This is a genomic window from Nocardioides sp. GCM10030259 (assembly GCF_042666375.1).
Classification (GTDB): domain Bacteria; phylum Actinomycetota; class Actinomycetes; order Propionibacteriales; family Nocardioidaceae; genus Nocardioides.
This window is the reverse complement of record NZ_JBHTDF010000016.1, coordinates 11,546-23,796: the sequence shown is the minus strand read 5'-3', so window position 1 is coordinate 23,796 and position 12,251 is coordinate 11,546. Positions and strand designations below refer to the sequence as shown.

Genomic DNA, 12,251 nt, shown 5'->3' with positions numbered 1-12,251 from the left:
CTACGGTCTCGTCGAGACACTGCGCAAGGCCGCCGACCTGTTCACGGGATGAGACGTTTGAGCAGTTAGCCTTGGGGGCATGGCTGGCCGGGGGCATCGGATCTTCACCGAGGCCTACCGGTTTCTAGCCGTCGGTGGTCTCGCGACGATCGTCGCGTTGATCCTCTTCAACTTCCTGCTGCACGGCTTCAGCACCGGGTGGGACGCGCCGCTCAAGGGCCATCCCTACCTGGCGTTCGTGATCGCCAACATCGTCGGCATGACGATCAGCTATCGGGGCAGCCGGTCGTGGGTGTTCCGCGACCGTCCGCCGCGCACCGCCGACGGCGGCCGGCTGATGTTCATCCTGATCAACTTCGTCACGATGCTGATCCCGATCGCCTGCCTGCTGCTCAGCCGCAAGGTGCTCGGCCTGGACGACCCGTACTCCGACAACATCTCGGCGAACATGATCGGCCTGTTCCTCGGCATGGTGGCGCGGTTCTACCTGTTTCGCACGCTCGTCTTCCGGCGCCCGGTCCACCTGGTCGACCTCAAGCACCACCCGCTCCAGGTCTTCGAGCTGTCCGAGCTCGACCTCGAGCCGCTCGACGTGCCCTACGACCTCACCGACCGGACCACAGATCCGTCCACGAGTGACCGAGCTCCGCGACGAGGTCCCTGAGCAGCGGCAGGCTGACCCCGACCACGTTGTGGTGGTCGCCCTCGATCCCGGTCACGAACGCGCCACCGAGACCGTCGACCGTGAACGCGCCGGCGACGTGGAGCGGCTCGCCCGTCTCGACGTACGCCGTGATCTCGGCGTCGTCGAGGTCGGCGAAGTGCACCGTCGTCGACGCCGTGGCGGCGGCCACCCGGCCGCTCGTGGTGTCCCGCAGGCAGTGCCCGGTGAGCAGCACGCCGGAGCGGCCGCGCATCTGCTGCCAGCGGAGCACCGCCTCGGCGGCGTCGGCGGGCTTGCCGAGCGCCAGGCCGTCGAGCTCGAGCACCGAGTCGCAGCCGAGCACCAGCGCACCCTCGGGAAGGCCGTCGCGACCGGCGACCGCGGCGCACTTGAGCTCCGCCAGCTGGAGGGCCAGCTCGGTCGGCGGCAGTCCGTCGAGCTGTGACTCGTCGACCCCGGAGACGATCACGGTGGGTTCGACGCCCGCGTTGCGCAGGGTCTGCAGCCGGGCGGGGGACGCGGAGCCGAGAACGAGTGCCGTCACGCCGGAGATTCAAGCATCTCGATCGCATCGCCGAACGCGCACGTCGTGAGCGCGGTCAGCGGGTCCCCGTCCTCCAGGTGCTCGTGGGCGCGCATCGAGATCATCACGTTGAGGAGCATCCCGTAGGCGATGAAGTCGCGGGTCTCCTCGTCGTCCCAGCCGGTGCGCTTGATGGTCGCGAACACCTCGCCCATGCAGCGTCGCGCTGCCGCACCGATCTCGGGCACACCGCCTGCGGAGAAGCCGTGCATCATCACCTGTAGGAAGTCCTGGTCCTGCAGCAGCTCGGTGTAGGCGATCCCCATGCGGGCTCGGTCCTCCTCGCTCGCGGGGTCGAACGGACCCTCGTCGAGCACCGCCGCGAACGCGTCGCGGATCCGACCGACCGCGCGCTCGAAGACCTCGAGGAACAGCTCGAGCTTGGTGCCGAACATCCGGACGACGTACGGCTGCGAGACCCCGGACTCCCTTGCGACGGCGTCGGTGCTGGTGCCGGCGTACCCGCCGCGGGCGAAGGCGCGCGTGGCCGCCTCGATGATCAGCTCGCGGCGGTCATCGGCGCTCATCCGGACAGCTTTCTCGGCACCCATGCTTGACATGTTATCAGTTGATTACTTAACGTCGAGCTCTAAGTAATCATTCAATGCCTACAACTGGAGTCCCGATGACCGCAGTCGACACCGCCGCCCCCGCGGCGGAGGCCGTCGCCACCGCCCGCACCCGGCGCTCGCCGGTGTGGCTCGCGGTCGTGGCCGCCTCGCTCCCGATGTTCATGGCCACCCTCGACAACCTCGTGATGACCAGCGCGCTGCCGGTCATCCGCACCGACCTCGACTCGTCGGTCAGCCAGCTGTCGTGGTTCGTCAACGCGTACACCCTCGCGTTCGCGACGTTCATGCTCCCGGCCGCGACGCTGGGGGATCGCCTCGGCCGCCGTCGAGTGATGCTGACCGGCATCGGCGTCTTCACGCTCGCCTCCATCGCCGCGGCACTGAGCACCAGCTCGGAGGCCCTGATCGTCGCCCGCGCCGTGCAGGGCATCGGCGCCGCCGCGATCATGCCGCTCTCGCTGACGCTGCTCGCAGCGGCGGTGCCGCCGTCGATGCGCGCGGCCGCCATCGGCATCTGGGGCGGTGTCAGCGGCCTCGGCGTCGCGCTCGGCCCGGTGATCGGCGGCGCGGTCGTCGAGGGTGTGAGCTGGCAGGCGATCTTCTGGCTCAACGTGCCGGTGGCGCTCGTCGCCGTACCGCTGCTGCTCGCGGCGATCCCGGAGTCGCGCGGTGCCTGGCAACGCCTTGACCTGGTCGGCGTGCTGATGCTCGGCGGTGCGGTGTTCCTCGGCGTGTGGGGGATCGTGCACGGCAACGACGACGGCTGGACCGACCCGCAGGTGCTGCTGCCGCTCGTCCTGGCGGCGCTGCTCGTGCCGGCGTACGTCCTCCGGGCGCGCGGCCGGTCGTACGCCGTGCTGCCGTTGCGCCTGTTCTCGTCGCGCACCTTCTCGGTGGCCAACGTGATCGCGCTGTTCTTCACGCTCGGCATGTTCGGCACGGTCTTCCTGCTCTCGCAGTACCTGCAGATCGTGCAGGGCTACTCGCCGCTCGAGGCCGGGCTCCGGACCCTGCCCTGGACCGCGGCGCCGATGGTCGTCGCGCCGATCGCCGGGGCGCTCGCGTCCCGGGTCGGGCTGCGGTCCCTGCTGACGACCGGCCTGGTGCTGCAGTCGGCGTCGCTCGTCTGGTTCGCGTGGCTGACCGAGTCCGGTTCGGCGTACCCCGCCTTCGTGCCGGCGCTGCTGATGGCTGGTGTCGGCATGGGGTTGACGTTCGCGCCGATGGCGACGGCGGTGCTCGAGGGGCTGCCGGAGGGCGACTTCGCGGTGGCCAGCTCCGCGAACTCGACGATCCGCGAGTTCGGCGTCGCGCTCGGCATCGCGCTCCTGACGGCGGTGTTCCTCAGCAACGACGGCCAGCTCTCGCCGGAGGGGTACGACGGCGCGATCGGGCCGGCGCTGCTGACCGGTGCCGCCGCGGTGGCCGTCGCGGTGGTCGCGAGCCTGTTCGCGCCCGGTCGCTCGAGGGAGCAGTCATCTCCTCCGGCATGATGTCCCGGTGCCGTCCCGTCGCTCGTCCGCAGCACTCGCAGCACTGCTGGCCCTCGGGCTCGGGACGGTCGCCGCGTGCACCGAGGACGCCCCGGACGACGCGCAGGAGGTCAACCCCTACGACGGGCGGGAGGGGTTCGCCGACCCGCGTTCCCACACCGCGCAGGCGGCGGAGCAGGCGGCCGACGACCAGCAGGAGCGCGTGTTCACCCGGCTCGCGGAGACGCCGCAGGGCGTCTGGCTGACGCCGGAGGAGACGCCTGCCGGCGAGGTCGGTCCGTACGTCACGCGGGTGGTCGAGGCCGCCGAGGACGCCGGCCGGGTGCCGACACTCGTCGTCTACGGGATCCCCGACCGGGACTGCTCGGGCGGGTTCTCCGCCGGCGGGCTCTCCGCCGACCAGTACGGCCCGTGGGTCCAGGAGATCGCCGACGCGGCGAAGCCCGGCGAGCACGTGGCCGTCGTCGTCGAGCCCGACGCGCTGGCCTCGCTCCTCGAGTGCGGTAGCACGGAGAAGCGAGTCGAGCTGATCGCCGACGCCGTGGACCGCCTGGCCGCGGCCGGCCTCACGACGTACGTCGACGGTGGCCACTCCAACTGGATCGAGCCGAGCGAGCTCGCCCCCCTGCTCGAGCAGGTCGGTGTCGAGGACGTCCGCGGGTTCGCGACCAACGTCTCCAACTTCCAGTCCGACGACGACGAGGCGGCGTACGCCGAAGAGCTCAGCGACCTGCTCGACGGCGCCCACTACGTCATCGACACCGGGCGCAACGGGTTCGGTGCGACCGGCGAGTGGTGCAACCCGTCGGGGCGGGCGTTCGGCACCGCGCCGAGTGGCGTGAGTGACCAGGGGAGCCTCGACGCCTACGTGTGGGTGAAGCCGCCCGGCGAGAGCGACGGGGAGTGCAACGGAGGCCCGTCCGCCGGGGACTTCTGGCCCGAGCGGGCGCTGGAGATCGCCGCCGCGTCCGGATGGTGAGCGCCGTCCCGCGTCGCAGCGCTGCCTCGGCGCGCCGACGTCGTGGGTCGTGCCGCCGCCGTTGTTAGGCTGCGCCCCATGGAGTCGGGCAGCGGTTGGGTTGCGGTCATCATCGAGGACGACCCCGACGTTCGTGACCTCATCGACATCGTGCTCACCCAGTCGGGATTCACCACGGTCGTCACCGAGAACGGCCCCGACGGCGTCGACGCGGTGCGCGAGCACAACCCGCTGATCACGACGCTCGACGTGAACATGCCGGGCATGGACGGCTTCGCGGTCGCCAAGCGGCTGCGCGAGTTCAGCAACACCTACCTGATCATGATCACCGCGCTCGCCGACGAGATCGACGTCGTGCAGGGCTTCGAGGCCGGCGCCGACGACTACCTCGTCAAGCCGTTCCGGCCGCGCGAGCTGCGGGCCCGCGCCGACTCGATGCTGCGCCGCCCGCGCACCCGGATGGACAAGCCGCACGGCTGGGTCGAGTCCGAGGAGGGGGAGACCCCCGCCGCGCCGGCCGAGCCGGAGTCGTGGGCGGCCGCGGCCGCGCGCGACCTCACCGCCGCGCCGCCGCTCCCGCCGATCACGCCGCAGCAGCCCCAGCAGAAGCCGTTCGAGCCGGCGCACCCGCCGGCCCAGCCGCCGCAGCCCGTGCAGCCGGTCCAGCCGCCGCTGCAGCCGCTGTCGCCGCAGGAGCAGGCGCCCCAGCCTGTCCGGCCTCCGCAGCCGGCCCAGTCGGCCCAGCCGGCGACCGCGATGCAGCCGGTGCCGCCCGCCGGGCAGCACGGTGCGGTGGTCGCCGACCCGGCGACCGGGTGGATGCGCTTCAACGGGCTGGCGCTCAACCACGAGACCCGGGTGGTGACCGCCCACGGCGGCGCCGTCGACCTGACGCGCACCGAGTTCGACCTGCTGGCGTCCCTGATGAGCACGGGCCGCCGGGTCCGCAGCAAGGCCGACCTGGTGCTGACCATGCGGGGTCAGCAGTACGTCACGTCCTACTTCGTCAACGAGGCCGACAAGCGCTCCGTCGAGGTCCACATCGCCAACCTGCGCCGCAAGCTCGGCGACGACGCCGTGACCCCGCGCTACATCGAGACCGTGCGCGGCGTGGGCTACCGGCTCGCCGAGTCCGTCTGAGCGCGGGCCCGTGAGCCGGGTCGCCCTCCGCTTGTAACGGGGTGTTGTGGCATCTGCCGGGCCGTCATACCGGGGCGGAAGTTGCCACAACGCCCCGTTACAGCCAGGCGGCGACCCCGATGGTCAGTTCGCGTCGACGGGGATCGACTGCGCCTGGGTCGGCTGGTCGGACTCGAAGATCGCGATCGGGACCTTCTGGCTGATCTTCTTCTTCACGAAGTCGCCGCTGCCGGCCCGTCGCTCCATCCACACGGTCGCGGTGAAGAACAGGTCGATGCCCTTGGTGTCCGTCGAGGTCGGCCGGATCGGCTGGTTGCGGAGCTCGAAGGCGCCCTTGGGCGAGGTGACGAGCATGCCGCGCTCGGTCGAGAGCGGCTCGGGGTCGAAGGTGATCCTGCGGGCCTCGGCGTCGAGGGCGTAGGGCTCCTCGCCGGTCTTGCCCCCGTCGACGGACAGCACCTGCGAGGTGACCTGGATGCGGTCGAGGTACACCTTGCGCTTGGTGCGGAAGGGGTCGCGCAGGTCGCGGTCGAGGTCGTACGCCTGGAACGTGAACGAGAAGTACTTCTTGCCCTTCGGGTACCACTCGTTGGTGCGGGGCGTCGACTTGGTCGGGTACAGCGTGTACACGAAGTCGAGGTTGTCGATGTCGATGTGCGACTGGAACGTGCCGTCGCGGGTGAACTGCGAGTCGTACGGCGTCTCGGTCGCGCTCGGCGACGCGGAGGAGGCGCTCTCGGGGTCGTCGTCGCCGGTGAGGCCGTCGATCGCGGAGCAGCCGGACAGCGCCAGGGCCAGGGCGAGGACGGTCGTGACGGTGGCGCTCGCGCCGCGCCACCGGCGCGCACGGGTGCGGGACATGGGGAACTCCTGCGGTTCGAGGGACATGCGGATCAGGCCTTGAACCCGCGGTAGCGCCGCATGGCCTTGAGGATCATCCAGGCGGTCTGGAGGACGGTGATGACGCCGAGGATCGGCCAGCACACGGCCAGGACGTCCGAGCGCAGGCTGATCGGCAGCTGCAGCCAGATGGCCGCGCTCACGGCGAAGAGGAAGACGAAGGCGACGAACGGGTAGAGCCACGCGACGCCCTTGCCGCGCTCAGCCTTCGCCTGGGCCGCCCAGTTGTCGGTCTGCTGGCGGCTGAAGAACTTCAGCCACGCCCGGATGAAGTGCCCCATCCGGATCACCATGTAGCTCTCGGCCGGAACGATCAGCAGCGCGAAGAGGTAGTCGCGCCTGTTCACGAACTCCATCGACCGGGCGACCCGGAAGTTCAGCCAGACCGCGGCCAGCGGCGGGATCAGCCACCACGGGCTGAACACGAACGCGTCGATGTTGAGCGAGCCGGCGAGCAGCAGCACGAACATCACGCGGGTGGTGATGTTGATGACCATCGACATGTGCTCGAACCAGCGCAGTCGCAGGTTCGGGTGGAAGGGCTGGCCGCGGGTGTCGCCGCGCTGGCCCGGCCACATCAGGTCGATGGCACCGAAGTTCCACTTGACCTGCTGCGCGTCGAGCGACCGCATCGTGCCCATGCCGCCCACGTGGGCGCGCGCCCGGGCCGAGATCTTGGTGAGGTAGCCGGCGCTCTTGATCTGCAGCGAGAGCAGGGAGTCCTCGACCTCGCTGTCGTTGACCCACGGCGTGCGCTGGTGGCTGTCCTTGAGGACGTCGCGCAGCGCCTGCGTCGAGAAGATCGAGAACTGGCCGCCGAGCACCGCCATGTTGCGGCCCTTGAGGAGGTTCTGCATGTTGAACGCCGAGAACTGCGCGCGCTGCCCGGCGATCAGGAACTTCGCCATCGGCCCGTCGAGCGCGCTGTCGTCGATGGAGTAGATCGCGGAGATGCCGCCGATCCGGTCGTCGCTCGAGATCTCGTCGACCAGGTGCTGCACCGCGTCCGGCTCCGGCGTGGTGTCGCCGTCGACGCCCAGCAGGTAGTCCATCGTCTCGACGAGCGAGTAGCCGTAGTTGAGGGCGCCCACCTTCTTGTCGGGGTTCTTCCCGATGTCGTGGACGTAGATCACCGTCTCCTGCTCACCGGTCGGGGTCATCCGCGTGTGCGGCCCGGCGTAGTGGCTGGCGATCTCGACGGAGTCGTCGGAGGTGTTGTTGATGATGACGTGGATGACGTCGGGCAGGCGCGTCTGCTGGAGCAGCGAGTCGAGCACTCCGGCGATCGTCTCGGCCTCGTTGTACGCCGGGATCACGCAGCCGACGGTCGGCCGGTACGTCGGCAGCTCCTCGACCTCGCCCTGGTACTGGTCCTGGTAGGCGGTGAGGTCAGGGTCCGCGATCCGGACGTACTGGCTCTCGCCGGTGGAGGCGAGCTGCTGCGGCAGCGGCCCGCTCGCGTCGTTGACGTCCAACGTCGTCTCCGTCTTCCGTGCTTCCGCGTGTCGCCCCGATGCGGCACGCCCCCATGTCGTCGGCGTCCAGTCTGCTCAGCGAGCCTCAAGACGCCACACGGCAAAACTCAAAGATCACCTTAAGTATGGCTGGAGAGGCAGGTCTGGACCACGGGGCCGCGCGGAGGCGGGTCAGCGCGGGAGGGCGCTGGAGCGCCAGCCGCCGGGGCCGTGCGGGAGCGTACGGCGCACCTTGCGGTGGTGTGCGGACCACTCCGGCACCCGCCGCGGAGCGGCCGCCGGCGCGGTGCCGACCGCGCTCAGGACCGCCACGATCGCCGCGACCTCCTCCGGGGTCGCGTCACCGCTGATGATGCGGAGGACGGGGGGCTGCGCCGGGGCGTTCTCGGTGGCCATCAGAGGGGGATGTTCCCGTGCTTCTTGGCCGGCAGCGTCTCCCGCTTGCTGCGCAGCAGCCGCAGGGCGCGGACCACCTCGACGCGGGTCTCGTGGGGCGAGATGACCGCGTCGACGTACCCGCGCTCGGCGGCGATGTAGGGGTTGGCGAGCGTGGTCTCGTACTCGTCGATCAGCTCGGCCCGCCGGGCCTCGACGTCGCCACCCTCGTCGGAGATCTTCTTCAGGGTCTTGCGGTGCACGATGTTGGCGGCGCCCTGGGCGCCCATCACCGCGATCTGCGCGGTGGGCCAGGCGAGGTTGATGTCGGCGCCGAGGTGCTTGGAGCCCATGACGTCGTAGGCGCCGCCGTAGGCCTTGCGCGTGATGATCGTGACCAGCGGGACGGTGGCCTCGGCGTACGCGTAGATGAGCTTGGCGCCGCGCCGGATGATGCCGTTCCACTCCTGGTCGGTGCCCGGGAGGAACCCGGGGACGTCGACGAAGGTCAGCACCGGGATGTTGAACGCGTCGCAGAACCGCACGAAGCGGGCGGCCTTCTCGGAGGCGTCGATGTCGAGCGTGCCCGCGAACTGCATCGGCTGGTTGGCGACGACGCCGACCGGGTGGCCCTCGACCCGGCCGAAGCCGACGACGATGTTGGGCGCGAAGAGCTCCTGGACCTCGAGGAACTCCTCGTCGTCGACGACCGCCTTGATCACGTCGTGCATGTCGTAGGGCTGGTTCGGCGAGTCCGGGATGATCGTGTCCAGCGTCCGGTCGAGGTCGCTGAAGTCGGTGTCCGCACCATTCCGATATCCGGGGCTGTCGTACGTCGGCAGCTCGTCGAGGTTGTTCTGCGGCAGGTAGGAGAGCAGCGCCTTGACGTACTCGATCGCGTCCTCCTCGTCCGAGCCCATGTAGTGGGCGTTGCCGGACTTGGTGTTGTGCGTGCGCGCGCCGCCGAGGTCCTCCATCGAGACGTCCTCGCCGGTGACGGTCTTGATGACGTCGGGACCGGTGATGAACATGTTGGACGTGCCGTCGACCATGATCGTGAAGTCGGTGACGGCGGGGGAGTAGACGTGCCCGCCGGCGCAGGAGCCCATGATCATGCTGATCTGGGGGATCACGCCGGACGCGTGGACGTTGCGGCGGAAGATCTCGCCGTACAGCCCGAGCGAGACCACGCCCTCCTGGATGCGGGCGCCGGCGCCCTCGTTGATGCCGATGATCGGGCTGCCGGTCTTGATGGCGAGGTCCATCACCTTGGTGATCTTCTCGCCGTAGACCTCGCCCAGCGAGCCGCCGAACACGGTGAAGTCCTGGGAGAAGACGCACACCTGCCGGCCGTCGATCGTGCCGTAGCCGGTGACCACGCCGTCGCCGTAGGGGCGGTTCTTCTCCAGCCCGAACGCCGTGGATCGGTGCCGCGCCAGCTCGTCGAGCTCGACGAACGAGCCCGCGTCGAAGAGCATCTCGATCCGCTCGCGGGCCGTCTTGCGGCCCTTGGCGTGCTGCTTCTCGACCGCCTTCGCGGACCCGGCGTGCACCGCCTCGTCGAGGCGACGGTCCAGGTCGGCGAGCTTGCCCGCAGTCGTGTGGACGTCGATGCCGGAGTCTCCGGCCGGGACGTCGGTTCCTTCGCCGGGCTGTGCACTCATCGGGGTGGGGCTCCTCACTGGCACGGGACTTGGACCGTGGGCCAATCTAGTGCCCGTGAGTGCCGACGCCATGAGACGACCATCACTCGACGTCGCACGCCTGGGCGCTCTCGCCCCGCTCCTGAAGGTCGAGGTGCTGCCCGAGGCGACGTCGACCAACGCCGTCGCCGTCGAGCGCGCCCGGCAGGGCGCCCACGAGGGGCTGGTGGTCGTGGCCGAGCACCAGACCGGCGGTCGCGGCCGGCTCGACCGCACCTGGACGACCCCGCCGCGGGCGGCGCTGCTCTTCTCCAGCGTGCTGCGGCCGGTCGTGCCGGCGGTCGACTGGCCCTGGCTGCCGCTGCTGACCGGGCACACCGTGGCGAAGGCGCTGCGCGGCATGGGGTACGACGCGGGCGTGAAATGGCCCAACGACGTGCTGCTCGCCGATCCTGAAGGGGAGAGCCTGAAGGTCGCCGGCATCCTCGTCGAGCGGGTCGAGACCCCGGAGGGGGCGGCGGCGGTGGTCGGCATCGGGCTCAACGTCTCGCTGACCGCCGAGGAGCTGCCGGTCCCGACGGCGACGTCGCTCGCGATCGCGGCGGGCCGGGAGCCCGACCGCACCGAGGTGCTGGTCGGCCTCCTCGACGCGCTCGTCGAGGCCTACGACGCGTGGCAGGCGGGTGGCGAGGCGGGGCGCGACCACCTCGCGGCGTCGTACGCCGGCGCGTGTGTCACCGTCGGGCGCGACGTGCGGGTGGAGATCCCGTCCGGGGAGCCGCTGGTCGGCCGGGCGACCGGGGTCGACCGCAGCGGGCGCCTGGTCGTCGCGGGTCCGACGGGCCCCGTCGCCGTGGGCGCCGGTGACGTGGTGCACGTGCGCTCCGTCACGTAGGGGTCGATCGGTGACATGATCTGCCCGTGGCCATCTCACGGAGACTGCTGAACGAGGGCGAGACCGTCGTCCTCGACACGCGTACCCACATCAAGGCCCTGCTCTGGCCGCTGGTCCTGCTCGTGGTCCTGCTCGCGGTCGGCACCTACGTCCAGACGCAGTGGGACCAGACGGTCGCGTACGTCGTGTGGGCCCTCGTCGCGGTCGCCATCGTCTGGTGGGTGCTGCGGCCGGCGGCCGTCTGGGCCACCGCGTCGTACACCTTCACCGACCGGCGGCTGATCACCCGCAGCGGCGTGATCGTCCGCCGGGGCCACGACATGCCGCTGGCGCGGATCAGCGACATCGCCTACGAGTTCGGGCTGATCGACCGGATGCTCGGCTGCGGCACGCTGCTCATCTCCGACGCCAGCACCCACGGCACGATCAAGCTCCACGACATCCCGCGGGTCGAGGAGACCCAGCGAAAGGTCAACCAGATGCTCCAGCAGATCCACGACCGCTCGGGCGGACATGAGGGCACCTGACCAGCCCGGGGGCGACGACCTCGGCCCCGGTGACCTCGAGCGGGCGATCCTCGGCCAGGCACCCACCTTCAACGCGCAGGAGATCGCCGCACGCACCGGCGTGACGCTGGAGGAGGCCCGCCGCCTCTGGCGAGCGCTCGGGTTCCCGGAGCACGGCCTCGAGACGGCGTTCACCGACGCCGACGCCGAGGCCCTGTCGACGATGGTGGAGATCGTGCGGTCCGGCGCCGTCGACTTCGACCTGGCGCTCAACCTGACCCGGGCCGTCGGTCAGACCATGGCCCGGCTCGCCGACTGGGAGGTCTCGACGCTCGTCAGCCGGGTCGACGAGCTCGGGAGCGAGCCGGACTCCGAGGGCCGCACCGTCTCGGCGCTGCGGCTGGTCGAGGACCTCCGGGCGCCGTTCGAGGAGCTGCTCGTCTACGTCTGGCGCCGCCACCTCGCCGCCGCCGTCGCGCGGGTCGAGGCGCTGCGGGCCAACGAGGAGGACCTCAACACCGTCCAGCTCACGGTCGGCTTCGCCGACATCGTCAGCTTCACCGCGCTCTCGAACCGGCTGACCGAGGAGCGCATCGGCGACCTGGTGGAGCTCTTCGAGTCCCGGTGTGCCGACGTGGTCGCCGCGCACCGCGGTCGGGTCATCAAGAGCATCGGCGACTCGGTGCTGTTCGTCAGCGACGACCCGGTCCGGGCCTACGACATCGCCGAGGGGATCATCCACGTCGTGGGGCGCGACTCGCGCATGCCCGACGTGCGCCTGGGGTTGGCGAGCGGGTCGGTCGTGATGCGGCTCGGCGACGTCTTCGGGCCGCCGGTCAACCTGGCCGCGCGGCTGACCGCGGTCGCCCGGCGCAACCGGATCATCATCGACGCGACCACGGCCACGCTGCTGCCCGCCGACGAGTTCGAGACCCGGCCGCTGCCCGCCCGGCCGGTCCGCGGATTCGGCATCGTGGAGCCCGTTGCGGTGCGCAGGTCGTAACCAATACCCCAGAAATTTCCGCG

General features: G+C 70.5%; 13 protein-coding genes. 7 read left to right on the top strand and 6 right to left on the bottom strand.

Annotated elements, in window-relative coordinates; genetic code table 11:
* The first annotated feature begins 79 nt into the window (after positions 1 to 79).
* Positions 80 to 664: a GtrA family protein gene (locus ACFQQI_RS12545; protein ID WP_378563395.1), complete on the top strand. Its 585-nt coding sequence runs from the start codon at positions 80 to 82 to the stop codon at positions 662 to 664.
* Here the strand turns inward: ACFQQI_RS12545 and ACFQQI_RS12540 are convergent.
* Positions 606 to 1,208, bottom strand: a complete 603-nt coding sequence (locus ACFQQI_RS12540) for a Maf family protein (RefSeq protein ID WP_378563392.1) — start codon at positions 1,206 to 1,208, stop codon at positions 606 to 608. The genes ACFQQI_RS12545 and ACFQQI_RS12540 overlap by 59 nt on opposite strands.
* Positions 1,205 to 1,774 (bottom strand): TetR/AcrR family transcriptional regulator, encoded by a 570-nt coding sequence (locus tag ACFQQI_RS12535; protein WP_378563389.1) that lies wholly within the window; start codon positions 1,772 to 1,774, stop codon positions 1,205 to 1,207. Before ACFQQI_RS12535 ends, ACFQQI_RS12540 begins: the two co-directional genes overlap by 4 nt.
* 98 nt (positions 1,775 to 1,872) lie before the next feature.
* Here ACFQQI_RS12535 and ACFQQI_RS12530 point away from each other — a divergent pair, with 98 nt between their 5' ends.
* The 3 genes from ACFQQI_RS12530 (at position 1,873) to ACFQQI_RS12520 (ending at position 5,431) form a co-directional block, all read left to right on the top strand.
* Positions 1,873 to 3,312 (top strand): MFS transporter, encoded by a 1,440-nt coding sequence (locus ACFQQI_RS12530; RefSeq protein ID WP_378563385.1) that lies wholly within the window; start codon positions 1,873 to 1,875, stop codon positions 3,310 to 3,312.
* A 7-nt stretch (positions 3,313 to 3,319) separates the two neighbouring features.
* The gene (locus tag ACFQQI_RS12525) at positions 3,320 to 4,291 is read left to right on the top strand and encodes a glycoside hydrolase family 6 protein (RefSeq protein ID WP_378563382.1); all 972 of its coding nucleotides are present in this window, start codon (positions 3,320 to 3,322) and stop codon (positions 4,289 to 4,291) included.
* Between the two features lie 78 nt (positions 4,292 to 4,369).
* Entirely contained in the window at positions 4,370 to 5,431 is a 1,062-nt protein-coding gene (locus tag ACFQQI_RS12520; RefSeq protein WP_378563379.1) for a response regulator transcription factor, read from the top strand.
* 123 nt (positions 5,432 to 5,554) lie between these two features.
* Here the strand turns inward: ACFQQI_RS12520 and ACFQQI_RS12515 are convergent, their stop codons facing one another.
* The 4 genes from ACFQQI_RS12515 to ACFQQI_RS12500 form a co-directional block, all read right to left on the bottom strand.
* On the bottom strand, positions 5,555 to 6,292 hold the full coding sequence (locus ACFQQI_RS12515) for a hypothetical protein (RefSeq protein ID WP_378563376.1): 738 nt from the start codon (positions 6,290 to 6,292) through the stop codon (positions 5,555 to 5,557).
* Positions 6,293 to 6,324: 32 nt separating this feature from the next.
* Positions 6,325 to 7,806 carry a glycosyltransferase family 2 protein gene (locus ACFQQI_RS12510; protein WP_378563373.1) on the bottom strand — a complete coding sequence of 494 codons (1,482 nt, stop codon included), beginning with the start codon at positions 7,804 to 7,806 and terminating at the stop codon, positions 6,325 to 6,327.
* A gap of 171 nt (positions 7,807 to 7,977) precedes the next feature.
* Positions 7,978 to 8,202, bottom strand: coding sequence for an acyl-CoA carboxylase subunit epsilon (locus ACFQQI_RS12505; protein WP_378563370.1), 225 nt, complete (start codon positions 8,200 to 8,202; stop codon positions 7,978 to 7,980).
* Positions 8,202 to 9,845, bottom strand: a complete 1,644-nt coding sequence (locus ACFQQI_RS12500) for an acyl-CoA carboxylase subunit beta (RefSeq protein ID WP_378563367.1) — start codon at positions 9,843 to 9,845, stop codon at positions 8,202 to 8,204. The genes ACFQQI_RS12505 and ACFQQI_RS12500 overlap by 1 nt, the downstream gene beginning before the upstream one ends.
* A 70-nt stretch (positions 9,846 to 9,915) precedes the next feature.
* On the opposite strand from ACFQQI_RS12500, the gene ACFQQI_RS12495 reads away from it, so the two are divergent.
* Genes ACFQQI_RS12495 through ACFQQI_RS12485 form a run of 3 tightly spaced genes read left to right on the top strand, consistent with a single transcriptional unit; the run spans position 9,916 to position 12,228 of the window.
* Positions 9,916 to 10,719, top strand: coding sequence for a biotin--[acetyl-CoA-carboxylase] ligase (locus tag ACFQQI_RS12495; RefSeq protein WP_378563364.1), 804 nt, complete (start codon positions 9,916 to 9,918; stop codon positions 10,717 to 10,719).
* 26 nt (positions 10,720 to 10,745) lie between these two features.
* Positions 10,746 to 11,246, top strand: coding sequence for a PH domain-containing protein (locus tag ACFQQI_RS12490; RefSeq protein WP_378563361.1), 501 nt, complete (start codon positions 10,746 to 10,748; stop codon positions 11,244 to 11,246).
* Entirely contained in the window at positions 11,233 to 12,228 is a 996-nt protein-coding gene (locus ACFQQI_RS12485) for an adenylate/guanylate cyclase domain-containing protein (protein ID WP_378563358.1), read from the top strand. Before ACFQQI_RS12490 ends, ACFQQI_RS12485 begins: the two co-directional genes overlap by 14 nt.
* Positions 12,229 to 12,251: the final 23 nt, after the last annotated feature.

What these genes read in the sequence shown, in the direction of transcription:
- ACFQQI_RS12545 (WP_378563395.1), top strand. Translation starts at nt 80, where the DNA reads ATGGCTGGCCGGGGGCATCGGATCTTCACCGAGGCCTACCGGTTTCTA.
- ACFQQI_RS12535 (WP_378563389.1), bottom strand. Translation starts at nt 1,774, where the DNA reads ATGAGCGCCGATGACCGCCGCGAGCTGATCATCGAGGCGGCCACGCGC.
- ACFQQI_RS12530 (WP_378563385.1), top strand. Translation starts at nt 1,873, where the DNA reads ATGACCGCAGTCGACACCGCCGCCCCCGCGGCGGAGGCCGTCGCCACC.
- ACFQQI_RS12520 (WP_378563379.1), top strand. Translation starts at nt 4,370, where the DNA reads ATGGAGTCGGGCAGCGGTTGGGTTGCGGTCATCATCGAGGACGACCCC.
- ACFQQI_RS12515 (WP_378563376.1), bottom strand. Translation starts at nt 6,292, where the DNA reads ATGTCCCGCACCCGTGCGCGCCGGTGGCGCGGCGCGAGCGCCACCGTC.
- ACFQQI_RS12505 (WP_378563370.1), bottom strand. Translation starts at nt 8,202, where the DNA reads ATGGCCACCGAGAACGCCCCGGCGCAGCCCCCCGTCCTCCGCATCATC.
- ACFQQI_RS12500 (WP_378563367.1), bottom strand. Translation starts at nt 9,845, where the DNA reads ATGAGTGCACAGCCCGGCGAAGGAACCGACGTCCCGGCCGGAGACTCC.
- ACFQQI_RS12495 (WP_378563364.1), top strand. Translation starts at nt 9,916, where the DNA reads ATGAGACGACCATCACTCGACGTCGCACGCCTGGGCGCTCTCGCCCCG.
- ACFQQI_RS12485 (WP_378563358.1), top strand. Translation starts at nt 11,233, where the DNA reads ATGAGGGCACCTGACCAGCCCGGGGGCGACGACCTCGGCCCCGGTGAC.